At 69.8% G+C, this 22,148-nt stretch carries 19 protein-coding genes; 8 read left to right on the top strand and 11 right to left on the bottom strand.

Features of this window, described 5'->3' with window-relative positions; translation table 11 throughout:
* Window positions 1-32 precede the first annotated feature (32 nt).
* The 4 genes from hutU to hutI all read right to left on the bottom strand — a co-directional run bounded on the left by hutU (window position 33) and on the right by hutI (window position 5,475).
* Window positions 33-1,700, bottom strand: a complete 1,668-nt coding sequence (gene hutU, locus RAB71_RS12215; protein WP_010342550.1) for a urocanate hydratase — start codon at window positions 1,698-1,700, stop codon at window positions 33-35.
* 51 nt (window positions 1,701-1,751) lie between these two features.
* Entirely contained in the window at window positions 1,752-2,615 is an 864-nt protein-coding gene (gene hutG / locus RAB71_RS12210) for an N-formylglutamate deformylase (protein WP_010342551.1), read from the bottom strand.
* A gap of 122 nt (window positions 2,616-2,737) precedes the next feature.
* Window positions 2,738-4,276, bottom strand: a complete 1,539-nt coding sequence (hutH, locus tag RAB71_RS12205; protein ID WP_010342552.1) for a histidine ammonia-lyase — start codon at window positions 4,274-4,276, stop codon at window positions 2,738-2,740.
* Window positions 4,273-5,475: an imidazolonepropionase gene (hutI, locus tag RAB71_RS12200; RefSeq protein ID WP_010342553.1), complete on the bottom strand. Its 1,203-nt coding sequence runs from the start codon at window positions 5,473-5,475 to the stop codon at window positions 4,273-4,275. Before hutI ends, hutH begins: the two co-directional genes overlap by 4 nt.
* Window positions 5,476-5,538: 63 nt before the next feature.
* Between hutI and RAB71_RS12195 the strand changes: the two genes are divergently transcribed.
* The 3 genes from RAB71_RS12195 (at window position 5,539) to RAB71_RS12185 (ending at window position 10,009) form a co-directional block, all read left to right on the top strand.
* Window positions 5,539-6,936, top strand: coding sequence for a formimidoylglutamate deiminase (locus tag RAB71_RS12195; RefSeq protein WP_010342554.1), 1,398 nt, complete (start codon window positions 5,539-5,541; stop codon window positions 6,934-6,936).
* A 52-nt stretch (window positions 6,937-6,988) separates the two neighbouring features.
* Complete coding sequence (gene hutC / locus RAB71_RS12190) at window positions 6,989-7,720, top strand: histidine utilization repressor (protein WP_010342555.1); 732 nt, start codon at window positions 6,989-6,991, stop codon at window positions 7,718-7,720.
* 300 nt (window positions 7,721-8,020) lie between these two features.
* On the top strand, window positions 8,021-10,009 hold the full coding sequence (locus RAB71_RS12185) for an SDR family oxidoreductase (protein WP_010342556.1): 1,989 nt from the start codon (window positions 8,021-8,023) through the stop codon (window positions 10,007-10,009).
* A 159-nt stretch (window positions 10,010-10,168) separates the two neighbouring features.
* Here RAB71_RS12185 and RAB71_RS12180 read toward each other — a convergent pair whose 3' ends face one another.
* The 3 genes from RAB71_RS12180 to RAB71_RS12170 all read right to left on the bottom strand — a co-directional run bounded on the left by RAB71_RS12180 (window position 10,169) and on the right by RAB71_RS12170 (window position 13,411).
* Window positions 10,169-11,170 carry a restriction endonuclease gene (locus RAB71_RS12180; RefSeq protein WP_029562025.1) on the bottom strand — a complete coding sequence of 334 codons (1,002 nt, stop codon included), beginning with the start codon at window positions 11,168-11,170 and terminating at the stop codon, window positions 10,169-10,171.
* A 199-nt stretch (window positions 11,171-11,369) separates the two neighbouring features.
* The gene (locus tag RAB71_RS12175) at window positions 11,370-12,020 is read right to left on the bottom strand and encodes a phasin family protein (protein WP_010342558.1); all 651 of its coding nucleotides are present in this window, start codon (window positions 12,018-12,020) and stop codon (window positions 11,370-11,372) included.
* Window positions 12,021-12,145: 125 nt separating this feature from the next.
* Complete coding sequence (locus RAB71_RS12170) at window positions 12,146-13,411, bottom strand: patatin-like phospholipase family protein (RefSeq protein WP_010342559.1); 1,266 nt, start codon at window positions 13,409-13,411, stop codon at window positions 12,146-12,148.
* Window positions 13,412-13,498: 87 nt separating this feature from the next.
* On the opposite strand from RAB71_RS12170, the gene RAB71_RS12165 reads away from it, so the two are divergent.
* Window positions 13,499-14,218, top strand: a complete 720-nt coding sequence (locus RAB71_RS12165; protein ID WP_010342560.1) for a hypothetical protein — start codon at window positions 13,499-13,501, stop codon at window positions 14,216-14,218.
* Between the two features lie 340 nt (window positions 14,219-14,558).
* Here RAB71_RS12165 and RAB71_RS12160 read toward each other — a convergent pair whose 3' ends face one another.
* Complete coding sequence (locus RAB71_RS12160) at window positions 14,559-14,834, bottom strand: polyhydroxyalkanoic acid system family protein (RefSeq protein WP_010342562.1); 276 nt, start codon at window positions 14,832-14,834, stop codon at window positions 14,559-14,561.
* A 116-nt stretch (window positions 14,835-14,950) separates the two neighbouring features.
* Here RAB71_RS12160 and RAB71_RS12155 point away from each other — a divergent pair, with 116 nt between their 5' ends.
* Complete coding sequence (locus RAB71_RS12155) at window positions 14,951-15,748, top strand: FHA domain-containing protein (RefSeq protein ID WP_010342563.1); 798 nt, start codon at window positions 14,951-14,953, stop codon at window positions 15,746-15,748.
* On the opposite strand, the gene msrQ is transcribed toward RAB71_RS12155, so the two are convergent.
* Window positions 15,717-16,346 carry a protein-methionine-sulfoxide reductase heme-binding subunit MsrQ gene (gene msrQ, locus RAB71_RS12150; protein ID WP_029562026.1) on the bottom strand — a complete coding sequence of 210 codons (630 nt, stop codon included), beginning with the start codon at window positions 16,344-16,346 and terminating at the stop codon, window positions 15,717-15,719. The two genes, RAB71_RS12155 and msrQ, sit on opposite strands and share 32 nt — an antisense overlap.
* Before the next feature lie 105 nt (window positions 16,347-16,451).
* Window positions 16,452-17,420 (bottom strand): protein-methionine-sulfoxide reductase catalytic subunit MsrP, encoded by a 969-nt coding sequence (gene msrP / locus RAB71_RS12145; RefSeq protein WP_010342565.1) that lies wholly within the window; start codon window positions 17,418-17,420, stop codon window positions 16,452-16,454.
* A 153-nt stretch (window positions 17,421-17,573) separates the two neighbouring features.
* Here msrP and serC point away from each other — a divergent pair, with 153 nt between their 5' ends.
* From serC to aroA, 3 genes are all read left to right on the top strand, one after another.
* Window positions 17,574-18,659: a 3-phosphoserine/phosphohydroxythreonine transaminase gene (serC, locus tag RAB71_RS12140; RefSeq protein ID WP_010342566.1), complete on the top strand. Its 1,086-nt coding sequence runs from the start codon at window positions 17,574-17,576 to the stop codon at window positions 18,657-18,659.
* 79 nt (window positions 18,660-18,738) lie between these two features.
* Window positions 18,739-19,887 carry a prephenate dehydratase gene (gene pheA, locus RAB71_RS12135; protein WP_010342567.1) on the top strand — a complete coding sequence of 383 codons (1,149 nt, stop codon included), beginning with the start codon at window positions 18,739-18,741 and terminating at the stop codon, window positions 19,885-19,887.
* A gap of 597 nt (window positions 19,888-20,484) precedes the next feature.
* A complete protein-coding gene (gene aroA, locus RAB71_RS12130) occupies window positions 20,485-21,798 on the top strand; it encodes a 3-phosphoshikimate 1-carboxyvinyltransferase (RefSeq protein WP_029562027.1) in 1,314 nt (437 codons plus the stop codon).
* Between the two features lie 67 nt (window positions 21,799-21,865).
* Here aroA and RAB71_RS12125 read toward each other — a convergent pair whose 3' ends face one another.
* Window positions 21,866-22,117: a hypothetical protein gene (locus tag RAB71_RS12125; protein ID WP_138985742.1), complete on the bottom strand. Its 252-nt coding sequence runs from the start codon at window positions 22,115-22,117 to the stop codon at window positions 21,866-21,868.
* Window positions 22,118-22,148 lie beyond the last annotated feature (31 nt).

Genomic DNA, 22,148 nt, shown 5'->3' with positions numbered 1-22,148 from the left:
GCCGCCACCAGGCGACGGAGGCCGCGTCGGCCTCAGCGCAGGATGCCGGGCAGATCCAGCTGCTTGTCGCGCGCGCAGGCCAGGGCGATGGGATAGCCCGCGTCGGCATGGCGCATCACCCCGGTGGCCGGGTCGTTCCACAGCACCCGGGCGATGCGCTTGGCCGCCGCCTCGGTGCCGTCGCAGACGATGACCATGCCGGCGTGCTGCGAGAAGCCCATGCCGACGCCGCCGCCGTGATGCAGCGAGACCCAGGTGGCGCCGCTGGCGGTGTTGAGCAGGGCGTTCAGCAGCGGCCAGTCGGAGACCGCGTCGGAACCGTCAGCCATGGCCTCGGTCTCGCGATTGGGCGAGGCGACGCTGCCGCTGTCCAGGTGGTCGCGGCCGATCACCACCGGCGCCTTCAGTTCGCCGTTGGCGACCATCTCGTTGAACGCCAGTCCGAGGCGGTCGCGATCGCCCAGGCCGACCCAGCAGATCCGCGCCGGCAGGCCCTGGAACTGGATCTTCTCGGCGGCCATGTCCAGCCAGCGATGCAGGTGCGGGTTGTCGGGAATCAGTTCCTTGACCTTGGCGTCGGTCCTGGCGATGTCCTCCGGGTCGCCGCTCAGCGCGGCCCAGCGGAACGGGCCGACGCCACGGCAGAACAGCGGACGGATGTAGGCGGGGACGAAGCCCGGGAAATCGAAGGCATTGGCCACGCCTTCCTCCAGCGCCATCTGCCGCAGGTTGTTGCCGTAGTCCACGGTCGGCACGCCCAGCGCGTGGAAGCCGAGCATGGCGCGGATGTGATTGGCCATCGAGGCGCGCGCGGCCTGTTCCACCTCCTTAGGCGTGCTGACGCGCTTGGCGTCCCACTGCTCGACGGTCCAGCCCTGCGGCAGGTAGCCGTTGACCGGGTCGTGCGCGGAGGTCTGGTCGGTCAGCAGGTCCGGCTTGATCCCGCGCGCCAGCAGTTCGGCGAGCACGTCGGCGACGTTGCCGAGCAGGCCGACCGACCGCGGCGTCTTCGCCGTGCACGATTCGGCGATCAGGCGCAGCGCCTCGTCCAGATTATCGGTCCAGGTATCGAGGTAGCCGGTGCGCAGGCGCATGTCGATGCTGCTCTTGCGGCACTCCACCGCCAGGCACGAGGCGCCGGCCATCACCGCGGCCAGCGGCTGCGCGCCGCCCATGCCGCCGAGGCCGCCGGTGAACAGCCACTTGCCGGACAGATCACCGCCGTAGTGCTGCCGGCCCATTTCCACGAAGGTCTCGTAAGTGCCCTGCACGATGCCCTGGGCGCCGATGTAGATCCAGCTGCCGGCGGTCATCTGCCCGTACATGGCCAGGCCCTTCTTGTCCAACTCGTTGAAGTGGTCCCAGTTGGCCCAGCGCGGCACCAGGTTGGAGTTGGCGATCAGCACCCGCGGCGCGTCGGCATGGGTGCGGAACACGCCGACCGGCTTGCCCGACTGCACCAGCAGCGTCTGGTCGTCGTCCAGCCGCTTGAGCGTCTCGACGATGGCGTCGAAGCTTTCCCAGTCGCGCGCGGCGCGGCCGATGCCGCCGTACACCACCAGTTCCTGCGGACGCTCGGCCACGTCCGGGTGCAGGTTGTTCATCAGCATGCGCAGCGGCGCTTCGGTCAGCCAGCTCTTGGCGGTGAGGGTGCTGCCGGTGGGCGCTTGGATGGTGCGGGTGGCGTCGAGGCGGGTCATGCGGGAATCCTCAGGTGGATGCGCGGAAGGCGAAAGCGCGCTGCGCGCGCGTCAGTCGGCGGCGCGGGCGGATGCGGCGGGGCGGCGGGCGAAATCGAGGCAGGCCTGCAGCACCTGCTGCAGCACCGCGCGCAGCGGCGCGGCGTGGTCGGGTTGCCACGGCGAGGGCCAGTTGCTTTGGTCGACCGTGTCCGGCTCGTGCATGTAGCCGCGGCAGGCCAGTTCCATCTGGATCGCGTGCACGCCGTTGGCCGGCGCGCCGTGGTGGCGGGTGCTCCAGCCGCCCTTGAAGCGGCCGTTGCGCACGTGGCTGAAGCCGCTGCCGGCGCAGACGCGTTCGACCGCGTCGGTCAGCGCCGCCGCGCAACTGCTATCGACCGCGCCGGAGGCACCGGCGCTGCCGATGTTGAACTGCGGCAGCTCGCCGTCGAACAGGTGCGGAATGCGCGAGCGGATCGAGTGCGCGTCGTACACCACGATCGCCGGGTGCAGCGCGCGCAGGCGCGCGATCTCCGCGTCCAGTGCGGCGTGGTAGGGCGTGAACCAGCGCGTGCGGCGCGCGTCGATCTCGGTCGCGTCGGGTTCGGCGCCGGGCCGGTACAGCGGCTGCGCGTCGAAGGTGGTGAGCGGGCACAATCCGGTGGTGTTCTGCCCGGGATACAGCGACACCCCGGCCGGGTCGCGGTTGACGTCGATCACCGAGCGCGAGATCGCCGTGCGCACCGTGGTCGCGCCGAGTGTTTCGGCGAAGTCGTACAGCAGGTGCACCCACCAGTCGGCATCGCGCTGCGCCAGCCATGGCGAGACGAAGCGGTCGGCCAGCGCCTCCGGCAGTTCGGTGCCGGTATGCGGGAAGCTGAGGATCAGCGGCGCATCGCCGCGGTGCACAGTGAGCCAGTCGGGCAGGGATGTCATACGGCCTCGCGGGTTATGCGGTGTTGTAGGAGCGGCTTCAGCCGCGACCGGGCATTACCGAGAAAGCACGGTCGCGGCTAATCCCAGGGGGCGAGAGCCGCTCCTACGAGGGGGGCGTCGGATCAGGCGCTCGCCTCGGGCAAGCGCATCCCCACCGCCGCAGCCAGCGCGCCATCGCGCACCAGCGCGGTCGCGGCCAGCATGTCCGGGTGGAAGTAGCGATCGTCCTGCAGCGCCGGCACGCGGGCGCGCAGCAGCGCGCGTGCCGCTTCCAGCGCGGCACTGGAGCGCAGCGGCGCGTGGAAGTCGCAGCCCTGCGTGGCCGCCAGCAGTTCGATGCCGACCACGTTGGCCGCGTTCTCGGCCATCGCCAGCAGGCGACGCGCGCCGTGCGCGGCCATCGACACGTGGTCTTCTTGGTTGGCCGAGGTGGGGATCGAATCGACGCTGGCCGGATACGCGCGCTGCTTGTTCTCCGACACCAGCGCCGCGGCGGTCACCTGCGGGATCATGAAGCCGGAGTTGAGGCCGGGCTTGGGCGTCAGGAACGCCGGCAACCCGGACAGCGCCGGGTCCACCAGCATGGCGACGCGGCGTTCGCTGATCGAGCCGATCTCGCACACCGCCAGCGCCAGCATGTCGGCGGCGAAGGCCACCGGCTCGGCGTGGAAGTTGCCGCCGGACAATGCCTCGCCGGTGTCGCTGAACACCAGCGGATTGTCGGAGACGCCGTTGGCCTCGGTGGCCAGGGTGGTGGCGGCCTGGCGCATCACGTCCAGCGCCGCGCCCATCACCTGCGGTTGGCAGCGCAGGCAGTACGGGTCCTGCACGCGTACGTCGTTGTCGCGGTGCGAATCGCGGATCGCCGAGTCGCGCATCAATTCACCCAGCGCCGCGGCGGTGGCGATCTGCCCGGGCTGGCCGCGCAGCGCGTGGATGCGCGGATCGAACGGGGTGTCCGAGCCTTTCGCGGCCTCGGTGGACAGCGCGCCGGCGACCAGCGCGGCATGGAACACGCGCTCGATCTCGAACAGCCCGGCCAGCGCATAGGCGGTGGAGTACTGGGTGCCGTTGAGCAGCGCCAGGCCCTCCTTGGCGCCGAGCGTCAGCGGCTGCAGCCCGGCCTGGGCCAGCGCCTGCGCCGCCGGCAGGCGCGCGTCGCCGACGAAGGCCTCGCCGACGCCGAGCATCACCGTGGCCAGGTGCGCCAGCGGCGCCAGGTCGCCGGAGGCGCCGACCGAGCCCTGGCACGGCACCACCGGGATCACCTCGTGCTGCAGCAGTGCTTCCAGCATCGACAAGGTTTCCGGGCGCACACCGGAGGCGCCCTGCGCCAGACTGGCCAGCTTCAGCGCCATCATCAGCCGCACCACCGGCACCGGCATCGGCGCGCCCACCCCGGCCGCATGCGACAGCACGATATTGCGCTGCAGGGCGTGCAGGTCCTCGCGCTCGATGCGCACGCTGGCCAGCTTGCCGAAGCCGGTATTGATGCCGTACACCGGCGCGCCGGTGGCCACGATCGCCTCCACGGTCTGCGCACTGCGCAGCACCGCGTCGGCGCAGGCCGGGTCAAGCCGCACGCCGGCGCCGCGGTACACCGCGCGCCACTGCGCCAGGCTCACCGCGCCAGGGCGCAGCAGGATCTCGTCGTCGCTCATTGTCCTCTCCAGATACGCGCATGCAGCGGGTTGAAGCCCATGCGATAGACCAATTCGGCCGGTTCGGCGATGTCCCAGATCGCCAGGTCGCAGGCCAGCCCGGCGCGCAGCCGGCCGACCTGGTCGTGGCGCCCGAGCGCGCGCGCCGCCTCGCGGGTGAAGCCGGCGATGCATTCGGCCACGGTCAGCCGGAACAGCGTCGCCGCCAGGTTCATCGCCAGCAGCGGGCTGGTCAGCGGCGAAGTGCCGGGGTTGCAGTCGGTGGCCAGCGCACGTGGCACGCCGGCGGCGCGCAGTGCGGCGATCGGCGGCAGCTGGGTGTCGCGGGTGAAATAGAACGCGCCCGGCAGCAGTACCGCGACGGTGCCGGCCGCGGCCATCGCGGCGACGCCGGCGTCGTCCAGGTATTCGACATGGTCGGCCGAGCGCGCGCCGTAGCGCGCGGCCAGCGCCGCACCGCCCTGGTTGGACAATTGCTCGGCGTGGATCTTCAGCGCCAGGCCATGGTGTTGCGCGGCCTGGAACACCTGCTCGGTCTGCGCCGGGGTGAACGCCAGGTGCTCGCAGAACACGTCCACCGCCTCGGCCAGACCCTGCGCGGCGACCGCCGGGATCATGCGCTCGCAGACTTCGTCGATGTAGGCCTGCGCCTCGCCGCCGGGCGGCACCGCGTGCGCGCCGAGGAAGGTCGGCGACACCGCCACCGCGCGCAGTTCGCCCAGGCGGCGGGCCACGCGCAGCAGGCGCAGCTCGTCCTCCAGCGTCAGGCCGTAGCCGGACTTGATCTCCACCGTGGTCACGCCTTCGGCCAGCAGCGCGTCCAGCCGCGGCAGGCTGGCGGCGAGCAGGGCGTCCTCGTCGGCGGCGCGGGTGGCGCGCACCGTGGAGACGATGCCGCCGCCGGCGCGGGCGATGTCGGCGTAGCTGGCGCCGAGCAGGCGCTGCTCGAACTCGCCGGCGCGGTTGCCGGCATAGACCAGGTGGGTGTGGCAATCGATCAGGCCGGGGCCGATCCAGCGTCCGCCGCAGTCGATGCTGCGCTGTGCCGACAGCGGGCCGGGCAACTGCGCGGCCGCGCCGGCATAGACGATGCGGCCGTCGCGGCACGCCACTACGCCGTCGTGGACCAGCCCCAGGCCGCCGTCCTCGGCGTCCAGCGTCATCAGGTGCGCGTTGTGCCAGAGCGTGTCGCAGGGCATGGTCACGGGCAGGTTCGTCGGTTATTTTGTATATACAATATTGTGGTCGATGGAGGGTGTCCAGTGCAGACCCAGGTGCAGCAGCAGGCCAGCGGCAACGCGGGATCGGGCGAATTCTGGTGCGCGCACGCGCTGCTGCCGCAGGGCTGGGCGCGCGACGTGCGCATCGGCGTGCGCGGCGGCCGCATCGTCGCGGTCGAGAGCGGCGCGCCCGCGGCGCTGGGCGATCGACGCCTGGACATCGTGGTGCCCGGGCTGGGCAATCTGCACAGCCACGCCTTCCAGCGCGGCATGGCCGGGCTGACCGAGATCGGCGGGCGCAGCGGCGACAGCTTCTGGAGCTGGCGCGAGCTGATGTACCGCTTCCTGCAGCGGCTGAGCCCGGACGATCTGCAGGCCATCGCCGAGCAGGCCTATGTGGAAATGCTCGAGGCCGGGTTTACCCGGGTCGGCGAGTTCCATTACGTGCATCACGCCGCCGACGGCCGGCCCTACGCCGACCGCGCCGAGATGGCGCAGCGCCTGGCCGCCGCGGCGCAGACCAGCGGTATCGGCCTGACCCTGCTGCCGGTGTTCTATGCGCATGCCGACTTCGGCGGCGCTGCGCCGAACCCGGCGCAGCAGCGTCTGCTGCACGACGTCGACGGCTTCGCCGCGTTGCTGGACGGCAGCCGCCGCGCCCTGCAGGGACTGGACGACGCGGTGCTGGGCCTGGCCCCGCACAGCCTGCGCGCGGTCACCCCGGACGAACTGGCGGCGCTGCTGCCGCTGTGCGACGGCCCGGTGCACATCCATATCGCCGAGCAGACCCGCGAGGTCGACGCCTGCCTGGCCTGGAGCGGGCAGCGGCCGGTGCAGTGGCTGCTGGCGCACGCGCCGGTGGATGCGCGCTGGTGCCTGGTGCACGCCACCCATGTCGACGCCGCCGAAGTGCAGGGCATCGCCGCCAGTGGCGCCGTGGTCGGGCTGTGTCCGATCACCGAGGCCAACCTCGGCGACGGCCTGTTCCCGATGCAGGACTTCCTGCGCGTCGGCGGCCGCTTCGGCGTGGGCTCCGATTCCAATGTGCTGATCGATGCGGCTGAGGAACTGCGCCTGCTCGAGTACGGCCAGCGCCTGAGCCTGCGTGGGCGCAACGTGCTGACCGGCGACACTGCGCTGTCCAGCGGCCGCTTCCTGTTCCAGTCCGCCGCGCGGGGCGCGGCGCAGGCGCTCGGTGTCGAACAGGGCCTGTGCGAGGGCGCCCCGGCCGATCTGGTCGAACTGGACGCAGCGCATCCGGCCTTGCAGGCACGCCATGGCGACGCCTGGCTGGACAGTTGGCTGTTCGCCGCGCGCGGCGGCGCGGTGCGTTCGGTGTGGCGCCACGGTCGCGAACTGGTGCGCGAAGGCCGCCACCTGCAGCGCGAAGCCGTCGCCGCGCGCTATGCACGTGCGTTGACCCGGTTGCTGGACGCATGAGGCGCGCGCCTCGCGTCGCCTTGCGCAGTCGCCGCCGCAGCGCGGAGCGCCCGTGAGTCCCGCCGCGCCGACGCTGCCGCTCAACCAGCGCATCCGCCGCGACATCGAGGCGCGCATCCGCAGCGGCGAGTGGCCACCAGGCCACCGCATTCCGTTCGAGCACGAACTGATGGCGCAGTACGGCTGCTCGCGCATGACCGTCAACAAGGTGCTGGCGCTGCTCGCCGACGCCGGCATGATCGAGCGCCGGCGCCGCGCCGGCTCGTTCGTGGCGCGGCCGCATCCGCACATGGAGCAGGTCGCGCTGGAGATCCCGGACATCCCGGTCGAGGTCGCCGCGCGCGGTCATGTCTACCGTTTCGAACTGCTGGAGCGGCAGCAGCGTGCGCCGCGCGCGGCGTTGCCGCAGGAAGCCGAGGTCGCCGCGGACGGCAGCCTGCTGGCGCTGCAGTGCCTGCACTACGCCGACGGCCGCCCGTTCGCGCTGGAGGAGCGGGTGATCAATCCGGTGGCGGTGCCGGAGGCCTTGCAGATGGACTTCGCGGTCACCGTGCCCGGCAGTTGGCTGCTGCAGCACGTGCCCTGGACGCGCGCCGAGCACCGCATCAGCGCGGTCGGCGCCAGTGCCGCGCAGGCGGCGCGGCTGCAGGTGCCGGCCGGCACCGCGTGTCTACTGATCGACCGCCGCACCTGGCGCGGCGAGCAGGCGGTGACCTTCGTACGCCAGGTGTTTCTCGGCGACACCTACGACCTCGTCGCGCGCTTCTCGCCCGGCGCGCGCTGAGCCGGGCGCGCCCGGCGACTGCAGGCGATTCACGTACGCCGGGAAGCATCCTGTAGGAGCGGCTTCAGCCGCGACGCGCTTGTCCGTGCTGTCGCGGTTGACGGCGCTCCTTCACGACCACATGGCCCGAGGCGAACGCAGGTTGCTAGCGGTACCCGCCGTCGCCTCTGCGCTGCGCGATGTTGCGATGCCGCACGTTCGCCATACGCCAGCGTGCGTTTGTCCTGCCTGCCGCACTCTGGCAAGTTAGCGTCAGGGCCGGGCGAGGGGCCGTGGCCGCGGAACGAGGGATGGTTCGGCATGACGTATTTCGTGACAGGCGCCACCGGTTTCATCGGCCGTTACCTGATGGCCAAGCTGATGCGGCGCAAGGGCGTCGTGCATGTGCTGCTGCGCAAGGAGTCGCAGCGCAAGTTCGATGCGCTGGTGCGCGAGCAGGGCTGGGATCCCAAGCGCCTAGTGGTGCTGCACGGCGACGTCGGCACGGCGTACTGCGGGCTGACCGCGGCGCAGCGCAAGGCGCTGCAGGGCAAGGTCAAGCATTTCTTCCACCTGGCCGCGCTGTACGACCTCACCGCCAAGGCCGAGGACCAGCGCGTCGCCAATCTCGACGGCACCCGCAACGCGCTGGAACTGGCCGCGCAACTCGGCGCCGGCATCTTCCACCACACCAGTTCGATCGCGGTGGCCGGGCTGTACCCGGGCATCTTCCGCGAGGACATGTTCGAGGAAGCCGAGGGACTGGACGATCCCTATCTGCGCACCAAGCACGACGCCGAGGCGCTGGTGCGCGCCGAGACCCGCATCAAGTGGCGCATCTACCGCCCGGCGATGGTGGTGGGCGATTCGCGCACCGGCGCCATCGACAAGATCGACGGCCCGTACTACTTCTTCCCGCTGATCAAGAAGCTGCGCCAGCTGCTGCCGCCGTGGGCGCCGATGCTGGGCATCGAGGGCGGGCGGATCAACCTGGTGCCGGTGGACTTCGTCGCCGACGCCATGGACCACATCGCGCACAAGCCCAAGCTCGACGGCCACACCTTCCACCTCACCGATCCGGAGCCGCTGCGCGTGGGCGAGGTGCTCAACGTGTTCTGCCGCGCCGGCCACGCCCCGGAAATGACCTTGCGCGTGGACGCGCGCATGTTCGCGTTCGTGCCCTCCAGCATCCGCGCCGCGGTCGGCAGCCTGCCGCCGATCCGCCGCTTCACCGGCATGCTGCTGCGCGACTTCCGCATCCCGCGCGAGGTGCTGAAGTTCATCACCTATCCCACGCGCTTCGACAGCCGCGAGACCGAGCGCGCGCTCAAGGGCAGCGGCATTGCCGTGCCGCGGCTGGAAGACTACGCCTGGCGCCTGTGGGACCACTGGGAACGGCACCTGGACCCGGACCTGTTCGTCGACCGTTCGCTCAAGGGCAAGGTCCGCGGCAAGGTGGTGCTGATCACCGGCGGTTCCTCCGGCATCGGCCTGGCCACCGCGCAGCGCGTCGCCGAGGCCGGCGCCATCACCGTCATCGTGGCCCGCGGCGAACAGGAACTGCATGCCGCGCGCGATGCGATGAACGCCAAGGGCGGCAAGGTCTTCGCCTACACCGCCGACCTGTCGGACCTGGCCGACTGCGACCGCCTGCTCAAGACCGTGCTGGACGCGCACGGCCATGTCGACGTGCTGATCAACAACGCCGGCCGCTCGATCCGCCGCTCGATCGAACTGAGCTACGACCGCTTCCATGATTTCGAGCGGACCATGCAGCTGAACTACTTCGGCAGCCTGCGCCTGATCATGGGCGTGCTGCCGGGCATGACCGCGCGGCGCAAGGGTCACATCATCAACGTCAGCTCAATCGGCGTGCTGGCCAACTCGCCGCGCTTCTCCGCCTACGTCGCCTCCAAGGCCGCGCTGGACGCCTGGAGCCGCTGCGCGCAGGGCGAACTCTCGGGCAAGGGCATCAGCTTCACCACGGTCAACATGCCGCTGGTGAAGACCCCGATGATCGCCCCGACCAAGATGTACGACAGCGTGCCGACGCTGAGCGTGGACGAGGCCGCCGACCTGATGGTCAAGGCCATCATCGAACGCCCCAGCCGCGTGGCCACCCGCCTGGGCATCTTCGCCGCCCTTGTCAATGCGGTGGCGCCGAAGGCCTACGAGGTGGTGATGAACACCGCCTTCGAACTGTTCCCCGACTCGGCCGCGGCCAAGGGCGACCGCAAGGCGCTACGCGAGACCAAGCCGAGCCAGGAGCAGATCGCGTTTGCGGCGTTGATGCGGGGCGTCCATTGGTAGGAGCTGGGAATCGGGAATAGAGAATCGGGAATTGCAAAGGCGCTGGCTGCACGCAGCGCCGCTGCTGTGCCATTCAGGCAAAAAAGTCGCTCGTGCATGCTCGTCGCGCGCCGATAGCCCGCTCTACCGACTCCCCATTCCCGATTCCCCAATCCCCGCTCAAAACGTCCTACATTGCCGCCACCGCACCGGTTCCTCGTGGCCGGGGCGAGGGTTGAGCTGGATGCGGACGGTGCGCAGGGACGGGTAGCGTTCCACTTCCTTGCAGATGCGCGGCCACACCTGGGCGTCGTCGCCGCTGCGGTCGACCACCAGGGTCATCTGCGTCTGCCAGATGCCGCGGATCACCCCCGGGGTGCCGGCCAGGGTCTTGGAGAGATCCTGGCGGTGGCGTTGTTCGGTGGCGGGGTCGGGTTCGGCCAGGTCGCCGGCGTCGTCGAGCGTCGGCGCCGGCGCGGCAGCGCTAGTGCTGGTTGGCGTGGTTGCGGCCGGCGTAGGGGCGGCTGCGGCGGCGGGCGTAGGCGATGGCGTCGTTGCGGCCACGGCTGCCGGCGGCGCTTCGGGTTGCTGCAACGCCAACGCACCGACGCCGACCACCACGCCCAAGGCCAGCGACGCCAGGCCGGCGATGGCGATGTGGCGTTGCGCGCGGCGACGGCTGGCGCCGACCACGCCGTCTTCCAGTTCGCTGGGCAGGTAGGGCTTGAGCAGCGGCCAGATGCGCCGGCCGTCGAGGATTTCCACCGCCTGCTTCTCGGCCGCGGCGATGCCGTCGCGCTGCACCTTGCCTTCGGTGATCAGGATGCCGCCCTGCGCGCCCATCAGCCGCGCCGCCGCACCCAGTTCGTTGACCGCGGCCGAGCCGATCCGGTAGGCGCGGCCGTGCTTGCACGACAGCAGCCAGCGCGCGTCGCCGCGGGTCATCACGAAGTCGCTCTGCGGTTCCTGGCTCGTGTGCTCGTCGACGGTGGCGTCCTGCAGGTCGCGCTGTTCGCGCATCGCGCGCCGCACCATGTAGGAGAAATCGCGCCAGTGCAGGCCGGCCAGCGCGTGCAACCCGGCGCTGGTCTCGTTCTCGCGGCGCCGCACCAGCCACAGGTAGAGACTGGCCGCCAGCCATGCCGCGACTGCCAAGACCGTTGCCGCTATCCAGGAAAACATGCTCGCACCCGCACACGCGCCGAAAGAAGTCAGTGTATCGCCAGCGTGTCACGGCGCCGGCAAGGCGACAGCGGGGAACGGCGGACAGAAAAGACCCGCCAGTCCGAAGCCGAGAGGGGAGGGGAGCAAACGGTCTTCTGATGGACTGGCGGGTCCGCTTCGATTGTCTGGAAAAACGTGTTGCTTTGCAACAATTCCGTTACTCGGCCGCGGACGGGGCCTCGTTGCGCTTGCGGCTGGCGCGCTTGGGCGCGGCCGCGCGCTTGGCTGGCGCGACCTTGGCGACCACCGGGCCGGCAGGTCGGCGCGCCGGTGCCGCGCGCTTTGCGGCGCCGGCGGGCGACGCAGTGGTCTTCCTGGCGGCCTTCTTCGCCGCCGGCGCCTTGCCCGCGGCCTGCGTGGCACGGCCGCCGCGCAGATGGCGCAGTTCGCCGTTGAGCGCGTCCACGCGTTCGATCAGCGCACCCAGGTCTTCGCGGCTGGGCACTTCCAGGCGGCGCAGGGCACGCTGCACGCGGTCCTCGAACACCTTCTCCAGGCGGTCCCAGGTATCGGCGGCGCGCTCGCGGGCCTGGCCGACGCGGTTCTCCACCGCATCGCGCACCGCGTCGACGCCGCCGCCGGCTAGCTTGCGCGTGCTCTGCTCCAGGCTAAGGCCTTCCTTCACCAGGGTCTCGAACAGCTTGCCGCCCTCGGCCTGCGCACGGCCGAACGCGCCGACCCCGGCCAGCCAGACCTGCTGCGCCGATTCGCCCAGGCGCTTGGACAGCTTCTCCGCCTGCGCCTGCAGGGTGTCGTCGGCAGCGGCGGTGCTGCGCTTCTTGCGCGCGGATTTCTTCAGAGTGGCCATGACGGTGCGGTTCCTTCGGCGGGTGAGTGGCGGGATTCGAGACTCGGGACTGTGACTAGAGTAATCACACCAGCGCGCGCAGGACGTGCGCTGGGAGCGATGGCGACGTCGGCCGGCGCTGCACGCTACGCCTCCGGCGAACGCCGGGTGCGGCGCTTGGCGCGGCGGTTGGCGATGACCTGGTCGACGTCGTCCAGCGCACGCCGCAGGCGCGCGGTGGTCTCGGTCATGCGCCGCGGCTGCACGTCCACGCCATCGAGGAAGGTGCGCTTGCGGTCGTTGAGGATGTCGTGGCGCAGTGCGATGCCGTGCGCGGCCAGCAGCGGCTCCAGCGTCTGCGCGTTGCGGCGCAGGTCCGACAGGGTGTTGCGGTAGGCGAGCTGGCACACGCGGTGGCGCGCGGCGTAGCTGAAGAGATTGGTGAAGAACAGCTCGCCGTTGTCGGCGTTGGGCTCGAACACCAGTTGATCCACCTGCGGGTACTGCCGTGCGTACTTCTCCAGCCCCACCTGCATGCGCGATTGCAGCAGGGTGCGGAAGGTCTGCGACAGCACCGCCGGCAGGCCACCGGCGAGCAGCCGCGCGCGGTCGACGTGGCCATTGCGGCGCGGCGCGTGGGTGGCGTCGTAGGGCACCAGCGGGTTGATCCCGATCATCAGGTCGATACCGCGCTCCAGCAGGGTGGATGCGTGCATGGTGCGGCGCAGCGCACCGTCCACGTAGTGGTGGCCGTCGATCTGCACCGGCGGGTACAGCCCGGGCAGCGCCGCGCTGGCCTGGATCGCCAGCGAGATCGGCACGTGGTCCATGCCCGGCTCGCCGAAGCGCACCGTGCGGCCACTGTCCAGGTCCACCGCAACCACGAACAGATTGGTGCCCAGCTCGCGGAAATCGTTGCTGCGGCCACGACGGCTGAACACGTCCTGCAGGAAGCGCTCGACCCCGGCGTTGTCGAACAGGCCGCTCGGCACCAGCCCACCGAAGCGGGTGATCAGGTCGGACCAGCGGGTCTTGCGCGGTTCGGTGAGCAGGTCGTGCCACCAGCCGTAGGCCAGCCGCGGCAGGGTCGCCGCGCGGCGCAGGTATTCGTAGACGTTGGGCCGCAGGAAGTCTTCCGGGCGGAAGTGCGCATCGTCGCTGTTGCCGGTGACGAAGATCCGGCAGATCTCGGCGCTGCTGACCCGGTTGGCCAGCCCGGCGGTGAGGAAGGCGCCGGAGCTGACCCCGACGTAGCAATCCAGGCGGGTCAGGTCCAGTCCGTCCAGCGCCTCGTCCAGCGCGCGCAGCGCGCCGAGGCCGTACATGCCGCCGATCGGGCCGCCACCGGCGATGGCCAGGCCGATGCGGCCGTTGGAGTGGGGACGGGGCGAGGCGCTGTGGAGGGAAAGCATGCGCGGTCCGCAGGAGGCAGTGGCGCGAGTGTAGCCGAGCGCCGTGACGCTTGCGGTCGTGCCGGGCTGCGACCATCATCGGCGGCCATGGCGCGCAGCACTCCCGTCCTGGAACGACTCGGCCGCCGCCTGGCGTGGCACCAGGCGCTGCACGACCCCGTGCGCGAACCGCGCAACGCACTGCGCTGGCTGCAGGAACTGCGGCGCTGGCAATCGGAGCGGCTGGAGCGCAGCTTCGAGCATTTCCTGGAGGATCCGCAGCGGCGTCCGGCGGCGATGTTCTTCCTGACCGACGTCTATGGCGACCGCGACTTCAGCCGCCGCGACGCGGACATCGTCAAGGTGTTGCCGATGATGCAGCGGCTGATGCCGGCGTCGCTGCTGGACACCGTGGCCGACGGCATCGAACTGGGCGCGCTCACGCATGCCCTGGATCTGCGCATGGCCGAGGCGTTGCAGGCCCTGGCACCGCGGCGCAAGCGCCTGGACGAAGCGTTGTATGGCGACGCCTATCGGCAGACCGGGCTCCACCGGCTGCGCCAGCGCCAGATCGACCTGATCGCCCGCGTGGGGCTGGGCCTGGCCAAGGCGGTGCATACCCCGGGCGTGCGCATGCTGCTGCGCTTCGCCCGCGGCCCGGCCAAGGCGGCGGGGCTGTCGGAACTGCAGGGATTCCTGGAGCGGGGTTTCGACGCGTTCTCCAAGCTGGGCGACGCCGAGGGGTTCATCGGCGACATCGAGACCACCGAGCGCGCCGTGTCGGAACGGTTGTTCGCGGGCGATCCGGATCCGTTTGCGTTGGAGTGAGTGAGCGGCTGGACCCTCACCCCAACCCCTCTCCCGGTGGGAGAGGGGCTTTGGCTTCTCCCTTCTCCCCTCGGGAGAAGGTGCCCCGAAGGGGCGGATGAGGGTACGAGCGAAGCCTCGTGCAGCTGATCGCGTCAGCGCTTGGTACCGCACCCTAACCCCAACCCCTCTCCCGGTGGGAGAGGGGCTTTGGCTTCTCCCTTCTCCCGCTGGGAGAAGGTGCCCCGCAGGGGCGGATGAGGGTACGAGCGAAGCCTCGTGCAGCTGATTGCGTCAGCGCTTGACGCCGCACCCTCACCCCCAACCCCTCTCCCGAGGGGAGAGGGACTCGATGCACCGATCAGCCCAGCTTTTCCGACAGCACCCGCCGAATCTCGCTTTCCACCGTGCCCTTCATCGCCGACAGCAGGAAGCCCAATTCAGCGGTCACGTGCACCTGCTTGGGCAGCAGTTCGATGCGACCGTCCACGCCCGAGCGCGAGAACAGCAAGGAATCGCCATCCCAGTGCGATTCCAGGTCGAAGCGCTCGGCCAGTTTCTTGGCGGCGGTTTCGATGGCCTTGCGCGCCTGCGCGGGGGTCTTGTCGTGGTCGTGGCGGATGTCGATGCTGGACATGCTGGCTCCTGTGCGGGCGGGTGCCCGCGTGAACGATCAGGCATTGTGCGTATGCGCGGTGCATTGTCCAGCACGCGCGCTTCTGCGCGCGCAGGCAACCTGCTAGGCTGCCCGCCGTGCACGATCTGCTAGTCCATTTCAGCAACCGCCAACACCCCGACCGGCCCCTGCGCGCGGGCGTGCATCGCATCGTGCGGCTGGCCTCTGGCCAGGTCAGCGTGGTCGACGACACCCAGGGCGCATTGCTGCTGGCGCAGTTCTGCCTGGACCGGCGCGGTCTGTGGCTGCAGGTCGCCAACGGCAGCCGCGGTATCCACGTCAACGGCCGCCCGGTGCGGCGCATGGCGCTGCTGCGCGCCGGCGACGCGGTCTACGCCGATGGCGTCGAAATGGTGGTGCAGGGCAAGTGCGAGCCGCTGCAGCGCCTGCCCGAGGTCAGCGAGGCCGAACACGACGATCCGCGCCTGGTGCTGCGCGGCGTCGGCGGCCCGCACCATGGCCGCAGCTTCACCGTGGACCGCGTACGCAGCGTCGGCCGCCTGCGCGAGTGCGACATCCGCATCGACGATCCGGCCTGCGCCGAGCAGCACGCGCGCCTGGAACGGCACGGCGAGCGGGTGCTGCTGCGCGGCTTCGGCGAGGCGCAGACCCAGGTCAACGGCGTCGCCGTGCGCAGCTGCTGGCTGCAGCCCGGCGACCAGGTGGTATTCGATGCCCAGCACCGCTTCGTGCTCGAAGTCCCGCAGGTCGTCGGTGCCGAGCCGCTGCGCGACGACCCCGCCCTGGCCGCGCTCGCGCTGACCCCGGCGGTGGCGCCGCGTCCGGCCACCGCGCGACGCTGGCCGTGGCTGTTGCTCAGCGCCTTGTTGCTGGCTGCCGCGCTCAGCGGCCTGCTGTGGTTCGGCGCGCGCTGAGCGCCCGCCAGCCGCGCCAGCCCAGCAGCACCGCCAGGATCGCCGCGTACAGCAGCGGTTCGCGGATGTCCGACTTCACCAGCCACCAGAAGTGCAGCACGGCGAGCACGCCGATCGCATAGATCGCCTTGTGCAGCTTGCCCCAGTTGCGCTTGAGCCGGCGCATCCAGCCCTGGGTGGAGGTGATCGCCAGCGGCACCAGCAGCAGCCAGGCCAGGAAACCCACGGTGATGTACGGGCGTTTGACGATCTCCTCGAAGATCTGCGTCCAGTAGCCGCGCAGGTCCAGCCCCAGATAGGCTCCCAGATGCACGGTCGCGTAGAAGAACGCGTACAGCCCGAGCATGCGCCGGAAGCGCAGCAGCGCCGATTGCCCGGTCAGTTGCCGTAGCGGGGTGATGGCCAGGGTCAACAGCAGCAGCCGCAGCGCCCACAACCCGGTGCGATGCTCGACCTCGGCCACCGGATCGGCGCCCAACGCATCGCTGCCGGTCTGCCACACCTGCCAGAACTGCCAGCCCAGGTACGCCATCGGCGCCAGCGCCAGCGCATGCACCACCGCCTTGGCGGCGATCACTGAAGCGGAGGTCTTAGCCATGCAGTCTCAAACCAATGCGCACCAATGCTGCCAGAGAGGACGCGCAAACCCGCCGCGCGCAGCGACCGCTCCGCGAATCCCCAATCCCGAATCCCCAATCCCGGCTCAATACCATTTCTTCAGATCCATCCCCGCATACAGCGACGCCACCTGGTCGGCATAGCCGTTGAACGGGCGGGTGGGAATGCGCTCGGCGAACAGTTTGCTGGCCTTGCCGGCGATACGGCGCTCGGTCTTCTGGCTCCAACGCGGATGGTCCACCGCCGGATTGACGTTGGAGAAGAAGCCGTACTCGGACGGTTGCAGTTCGTGCCAGGCGGTCTCCGGCATGCGCTCGACGAAGCGGATCTCCACGATCGACTTGATGCTCTTGAAGCCGTACTTCCACGGCACCACCAGCCGCAGCGGCGCGCCGTTCTGCTGCGGCAGCGGCTTGCCGTACAGGCCGGTGGCGAGCAGGGTCAGCGGGTGCATGGCCTCGTCGATGCGCAGGCCTTCCTTGTACGGCCAATCGATCGAGCTATAGCGGACCCCGGGCATCTGCTGCGGATCGGCCAGGGTGGTGAAGGCGACATACTTGGCCTTGGAGGTCGGCGCGAAGCGCTTGAGCACATCGCCCAGCGGCACGCCCAGCCACGGGATCACCATCGACCAGCCTTCCACGCAGCGCAGGCGGTAGATCCGCTCCTCGGGCGTGTGGCCCTTGAGTAGGTCGTCCAGGCTCAGCGTGCCAGGCTTCTCGCACTCGCCGGACACCTTCACCGACCACGGCGAGGTGCGCAGGGTCTTGGCCGCCTTGGACGGATCGGTCTTGTCGGTGCCGAATTCGTAGAAGTTGTTGTAGCTGGTCACGTCCTCGTAGCGGGTCAGCTCCTCGTTGGTGCGGAACCCGCTGCGTGCCTGCTCCGGGGTCACCACGGTCTTGGGCGGGGCCGGTGGTTCGGCGTCGGCGCAGCCGACCAGGCCGGCCACCGGGGTCAGTGCCAGGGCCTGCAGCAGGCGCCGCCGGTCGCGGTAGACCGCCTCGTCGGTGATCTCGCGGCTGGGAACGGTGAGGGCATCGCGCAACGACATGGCGGACTCCTGGAGCGAAGGGGCGAGCAGTGGCGGGGACTTCAACACAGACTACGCATGCGCAGGGCGAATGGATGCAAATGCAACCTAAATTGCCCGGGCCGCAAGCTGTTGCGCTGCGGCATACTAGGGGTCCTGTCCGATAGGTGCCCCATGACGCGCGCGTTCAATTTCAGTGCCGGCCCCGCTGCCTTGCCGGAATCGGTCCTGCGCCAGGCGCAGGCGGAGATGTTGGAGTGGAATGGCGTGGGCGCCTCGATCGTGGAGCTGAGCCACCGCGGCGCCGAGTTCATGGAGGTGGCGGCGCAGGCCGACGCCGACCTGCGCCGGCTGATCGGCATTCCCGACGACTATGCCGTGCTGTTCCTGGCCGGTGGCGCCACCACCCAGCAGGCGCTGCTGGCGCTGAACTTCGCCGCGCCCGGGCAGACCGTGGACTACGTGGTGACCGGGCACTGGGGCAAGACCGCGATCAAGCAGGTCGGGCCGTACGTCGACGTGCACGTGGCCGCCAGCAGCGAGGCCGACGGCTTCCGCGACATCCCGCCGCGCGCCGCATGGCAGCTGCGCGAGGATGCCGCCTACGTGCACATCACCGCCAACGAGACCATCCACGGCGTGGAGTTCCGCGACACGCCCGACGTCGGCGACGTGCCGCTGTTCGCCGATTTCAGCTCCAGCATCGCCTCCGAGCCGATCGACGTCTCCAAGTACGCGCTGATCTACGCCGGTGCGCAGAAGAACCTCGGCCCGGTCGGCGTCACGGTGGTGATCATCCGCCGCGACCTGCTCGAACGCGCCGGCCAGCCGCGCGCGGACATCTTCGACTATCGCTCGCACGTGGCGCGCGACTCCATGCTCAACACCCCGCCGACCTGGAACTGGTACCTGGCCGGGCTGGTGTTCAAATGGATGCTGGCCGAGGGTGGCGTGGAGGCGTTCGCCGCGCGCAACCAGGCCAAGTCGGCGCTGGTGTATTCGGCGATCGACGCCTCCGGTGGCTTCTATCGCAACGAAGTCGCGGCGGCGGTGCGCTCGCGGATGAACATCCCGTTCTTCCTGCCGGACGAGACCCTCACCACGCGCTTCGTCGCCGAGTCCAAGGCGGCCGGATTGCTGGCGCTGAAGGGCCACAAGGCGGTCGGCGGCATCCGCGCGTCGCTGTACAACGCCATGCCGCTGACCGGCGCGCAGGCACTGGTTGCGTTCATGCGCGACTTCCAGCAGCGCCACGGCTGAGTCGCCGATTTTTGTAGGAGCGGCTTCAGCCGCGACCGGATCGCGCCGGCGATCCGGACCACCGAGGAACCCCCGATCCATGGCCGCAAAGCCGAAGAAATCTCCCGCCGCCGACGCCAAGCCGGCCAAGTCCGCGAAACCCGCCGCCACGCCGGCCCTGGCCGACGTGCGCGCCAAGATCGACGAGATCGACCGCAACATCCAGGCGTTGATCGCCGAGCGCGCGCAGTTCGCGCGCCAGGTCGGCAAGGCCAAGGGCAAGCTCGCCGCGGCGGTGGACTATTACCGCCCCGAGCGCGAGGCGCAGGTGCTGCGCATGGTGGTGGACCGCAACCAGGGCCCGCTCAGCGACGAGGTGCTGGTGCACGTGTTCCGCGAGATCATGTCCGCGTGCCTGGCGCAGCAGGAGCCGCTGAAGATCGGCTACCTGGGGCCGGAAGGCACCTTCAGCCAGCAGGCGGTGCTCAAGCACTTCGGTCGCTCGGCGGTGGGCCTGCCGATGGCCACTATCGAGGAAGTGTTCCAGGAAGTGGAAAGCGGCAACGCCGACTTCGGCGTGGTGCCGGTGGAGAACTCGGGGCAGGGCACGATCCAGGTCACCCTGGACATGTTCCTGACCTCCAACCTGAAGATCTGCGGCGAGACCGAGCTGCGCGTGCACCAGTTCCTGCTCTCGCGCAGCGGGCGGCTCGACGCGATCGAGCGGATCTATGCGCATCCGCAGTCGTTCGCGCAGACCGCCGGCTGGCTGCGCGCGAACCTGCCCAAGGTGGAGAAGATTCCGGTCTCCAGCAACGCCGAGGGCGCGCGCCGGGCGCGCAATGCCGACGATGCGGCGGCGATCGGTGGGGAAAGCGCGGCGCATGTGTATGCGCTGAAGAAGGTCATCATGAAGTCGATCGAGGACGACGCGGACAACACCACGCGCTTCCTGGTGATCGGGCGGCAGATCTTCCCGCCGTCGGGGCACGATCGCACGTCGGTGCTGGTATTCATCCACGACAAGCCGGGTGCGCTGTTCGATGTGCTCAGTCCGTTCGCGCGGCATGGGATCAGCATGAACCGGATCGAGTCGCGGCCGTCGCATCAGGCGAAGTGGGAGTACGGTTTCTTCATCGATCTGGCGGGGCATGTGGAGGATGAGGCGATGAAGTTGGCGTTGGCGGAGTTGAAGGCGCATTCGGCGCAGATCAAGGTGTTGGGGTCGTATCCGGTGGCAGTGCCTTGAGTTGCTCGCGCGGTTGTGTCGGCCCTGTCGTTGCGCGCTGCTTTGCTTACGAGGAGATGTGCATCTGTTGTAGGAGCGGCTTCAGCCGCGACGGGGCGTTCCCTGGAATGTGAAACCGCTTCTTCAGCAGCAACATCTTTAACGGCAACAGCTAACCGCAACAGCTTTCGCGCTGACGCGCGAGTTACTTTTCTTTGCTTGTGCAAAGAAGGGCTTTACAGCAGCCGGAGGCTGATCAAAGTAACCAAAAGAAACACACCCCCGGGCGGGCTGCCCCGCGCTGCGCGCGGGGTCCGCGGACACGACGGGAATTTTCGGAAGGCACATCCATGTGCCTGCCGAAAACGACGCGCATCCTGCGCGTCGCCCCTCATGGGGTTTTACCCGTCGTGTCCGCCAGCCCTTACGGGGGATTGAGAGCAACAGCGAAAGCAAGAACAACGGCAACAGCAACAACGGCAACAGCAACAGCAACAGCAACAGCAACGGCGGTGGCTGACTTGGTGTAAGCGTCGTGCCAGCAGCGTAAGCGCGCTTTAGCGGCGCCGATGTCGCCGGGTGATGGTGGATCTTCGGGTGGTTGGACTTTCAGGAACGATGATGAGCAACGAGCAAGGCTGGATCGCAACGCGCGGCACTGCGCTGCAGGGCACGCTGACGGTGCCGGGGGACAAGTCGGTGTCGCATCGGGCGGTGATGTTCGCGGCGTTGGCCGATGGGACGTCGCGGATCGAGGGGTTTCTCGAGGGCGAGGACACGCGTTCGACTGCGGCGATCTTCGCGCGGCTCGGGGTGCGGATCGAGACGCCGTCGCCGTCGCAGCGCATCGTGCATGGCGTGGGCGTGGATGGGCTGCAGGCGCCGCAGGGCGAGTTGGATTGCGGCAATGCCGGCACCGGCATGCGCCTGCTCGCCGGGCTGCTCGCGGCGCAGCCGTTCGACAGCGTGCTGGTCGGCGATGCGTCGCTGTCCAAGCGGCCGATGCGGCGGGTGACCGAGCCGCTGGCGCTGATGGGCGCGCGCATCGATACCGAGGCCAATGGCGTGCCGCCGCTGCGCATCCATGGCGGGCAGCCGCTGCGCGGCATCGACTTCGTCTCGCCGGTGGCCAGTGCCCAGGTCAAGTCGGCGGTGCTGCTGGCCGGGCTCTACGCCGAAGGCGTCACCTCGGTGCAGGAACCGCATCCCACCCGCGACTACACCGAGCGCATGCTGTCCGCATTCGGTGTGGACATCGCGTTCTCGCCGGGCCAGGCGCGGCTGCGCGGTGGTCAGCGCCTGCGCGCCACCGATATCGCGGTGCCGGCGGACTTCTCGTCGGCGGCGTTCTTCATCGTTGCGGCCAGCATCATTCCCGGCTCGGACATCACCCTGAAGGCGGTCGGGCTCAATCCGCGTCGCACCGGGCTGCTGGCGGCGCTGCGGCTGATGGGCGCGGACATCGTCGAGCACAACCACAGCGAGCACGGCGGCGAGCCGGTCGCCGACCTGCGCGTGCGCTATGCGCCGCTGCGCGGTGCGACGATTCCGGAGAGCGTGGTGCCGGACATGATCGACGAGTTCCCGGCGTTGTTCGTCGCCGCGGCCGCCGCCGAAGGCCAGACCGTGGTCAGCGGCGCGGCAGAGCTGCGGGTCAAGGAGTCGGACCGCCTGGCGGCGATGGCCACCGGATTGCGCAGCCTGGGCATCGTCGTCGACGAAACCCCGGACGGCGCCACCATTCACGGCGGCACGCTGGGCGCCGGGACCATCGAGAGCCACGGCGACCATCGCATCGCGATGGCCTTCGCCATCGCCGGGCAACTGGCGCAGGGCGAGGTGCTGATCGAGGACGTGGCGAATGTGGCGACGTCGTTCCCGGGCTTCGACGCGCTGGCGCGCGGCGCCGGCTTCGGATTGCGCAGCTCCTGAGTGAGCGCACCGCATCGGCCGCGTGCAAGCGCGGCCGACGGAACAAGCACGTCAGGCAGTCAGGAAGTCAGTGCGTCGGCTGCGGACGCGGCGGATCCTTGGCAGGTGTCGATGACGAGGTCTGATAGCCACTGGCGTCGTCGTCGCGGTCCAGCGCCAGCCACCAGCCGGCCACGGCCAGCGCCAGCGCGATCACCACCATCCAGGCCCAGGGCGATCCGTGGTCGGCGCGCGCATGCTGCTCCCCGCGGTCAGCCGGTCGCGCGGAAGAGCGCTTCCACGCATGGATCGGCTGTGTCGACTTGTAGGGGGTTGGCATGGCGGCAACTCCGGTGCCGTGGGTGCGGGGC

The sequence above is a fragment of the Xanthomonas sacchari genome, assembly GCF_040529065.1.
Taxonomy (GTDB): Bacteria; Pseudomonadota; Gammaproteobacteria; order Xanthomonadales; family Xanthomonadaceae; genus Xanthomonas_A; species Xanthomonas_A sacchari.
Note: the sequence above shows the minus strand (reverse complement) of the source record. Positions and strands in the feature narration are given on the sequence as shown.

What these genes read in the sequence shown, in the direction of transcription:
- RAB71_RS12165 (WP_010342560.1), top strand. Translation starts at nt 13,499, where the DNA reads ATGGCGCGCAGCACTCCCGTCCTGGAACGACTCGGCCGCCGCCTGGCG.
- hutH (WP_010342552.1), bottom strand. Translation starts at nt 4,276, where the DNA reads ATGAGCGACGACGAGATCCTGCTGCGCCCTGGCGCGGTGAGCCTGGCG.
- pheA (WP_010342567.1), top strand. Translation starts at nt 18,739, where the DNA reads ATGGCCGCAAAGCCGAAGAAATCTCCCGCCGCCGACGCCAAGCCGGCC.
- RAB71_RS12180 (WP_029562025.1), bottom strand. Translation starts at nt 11,170, where the DNA reads ATGTTTTCCTGGATAGCGGCAACGGTCTTGGCAGTCGCGGCATGGCTG.
- serC (WP_010342566.1), top strand. Translation starts at nt 17,574, where the DNA reads ATGACGCGCGCGTTCAATTTCAGTGCCGGCCCCGCTGCCTTGCCGGAA.
- RAB71_RS12170 (WP_010342559.1), bottom strand. Translation starts at nt 13,411, where the DNA reads ATGCTTTCCCTCCACAGCGCCTCGCCCCGTCCCCACTCCAACGGCCGC.
- aroA (WP_029562027.1), top strand. Translation starts at nt 20,485, where the DNA reads ATGATGAGCAACGAGCAAGGCTGGATCGCAACGCGCGGCACTGCGCTG.
- RAB71_RS12125 (WP_138985742.1), bottom strand. Translation starts at nt 22,117, where the DNA reads ATGCCAACCCCCTACAAGTCGACACAGCCGATCCATGCGTGGAAGCGC.
- hutI (WP_010342553.1), bottom strand. Translation starts at nt 5,475, where the DNA reads ATGCCCTGCGACACGCTCTGGCACAACGCGCACCTGATGACGCTGGAC.
- RAB71_RS12160 (WP_010342562.1), bottom strand. Translation starts at nt 14,834, where the DNA reads ATGTCCAGCATCGACATCCGCCACGACCACGACAAGACCCCCGCGCAG.
- hutU (WP_010342550.1), bottom strand. Translation starts at nt 1,700, where the DNA reads ATGACCCGCCTCGACGCCACCCGCACCATCCAAGCGCCCACCGGCAGC.
- RAB71_RS12175 (WP_010342558.1), bottom strand. Translation starts at nt 12,020, where the DNA reads ATGGCCACTCTGAAGAAATCCGCGCGCAAGAAGCGCAGCACCGCCGCT.
- msrQ (WP_029562026.1), bottom strand. Translation starts at nt 16,346, where the DNA reads ATGGCTAAGACCTCCGCTTCAGTGATCGCCGCCAAGGCGGTGGTGCAT.
- RAB71_RS12185 (WP_010342556.1), top strand. Translation starts at nt 8,021, where the DNA reads ATGACGTATTTCGTGACAGGCGCCACCGGTTTCATCGGCCGTTACCTG.
- hutG (WP_010342551.1), bottom strand. Translation starts at nt 2,615, where the DNA reads ATGACATCCCTGCCCGACTGGCTCACTGTGCACCGCGGCGATGCGCCG.
- msrP (WP_010342565.1), bottom strand. Translation starts at nt 17,420, where the DNA reads ATGTCGTTGCGCGATGCCCTCACCGTTCCCAGCCGCGAGATCACCGAC.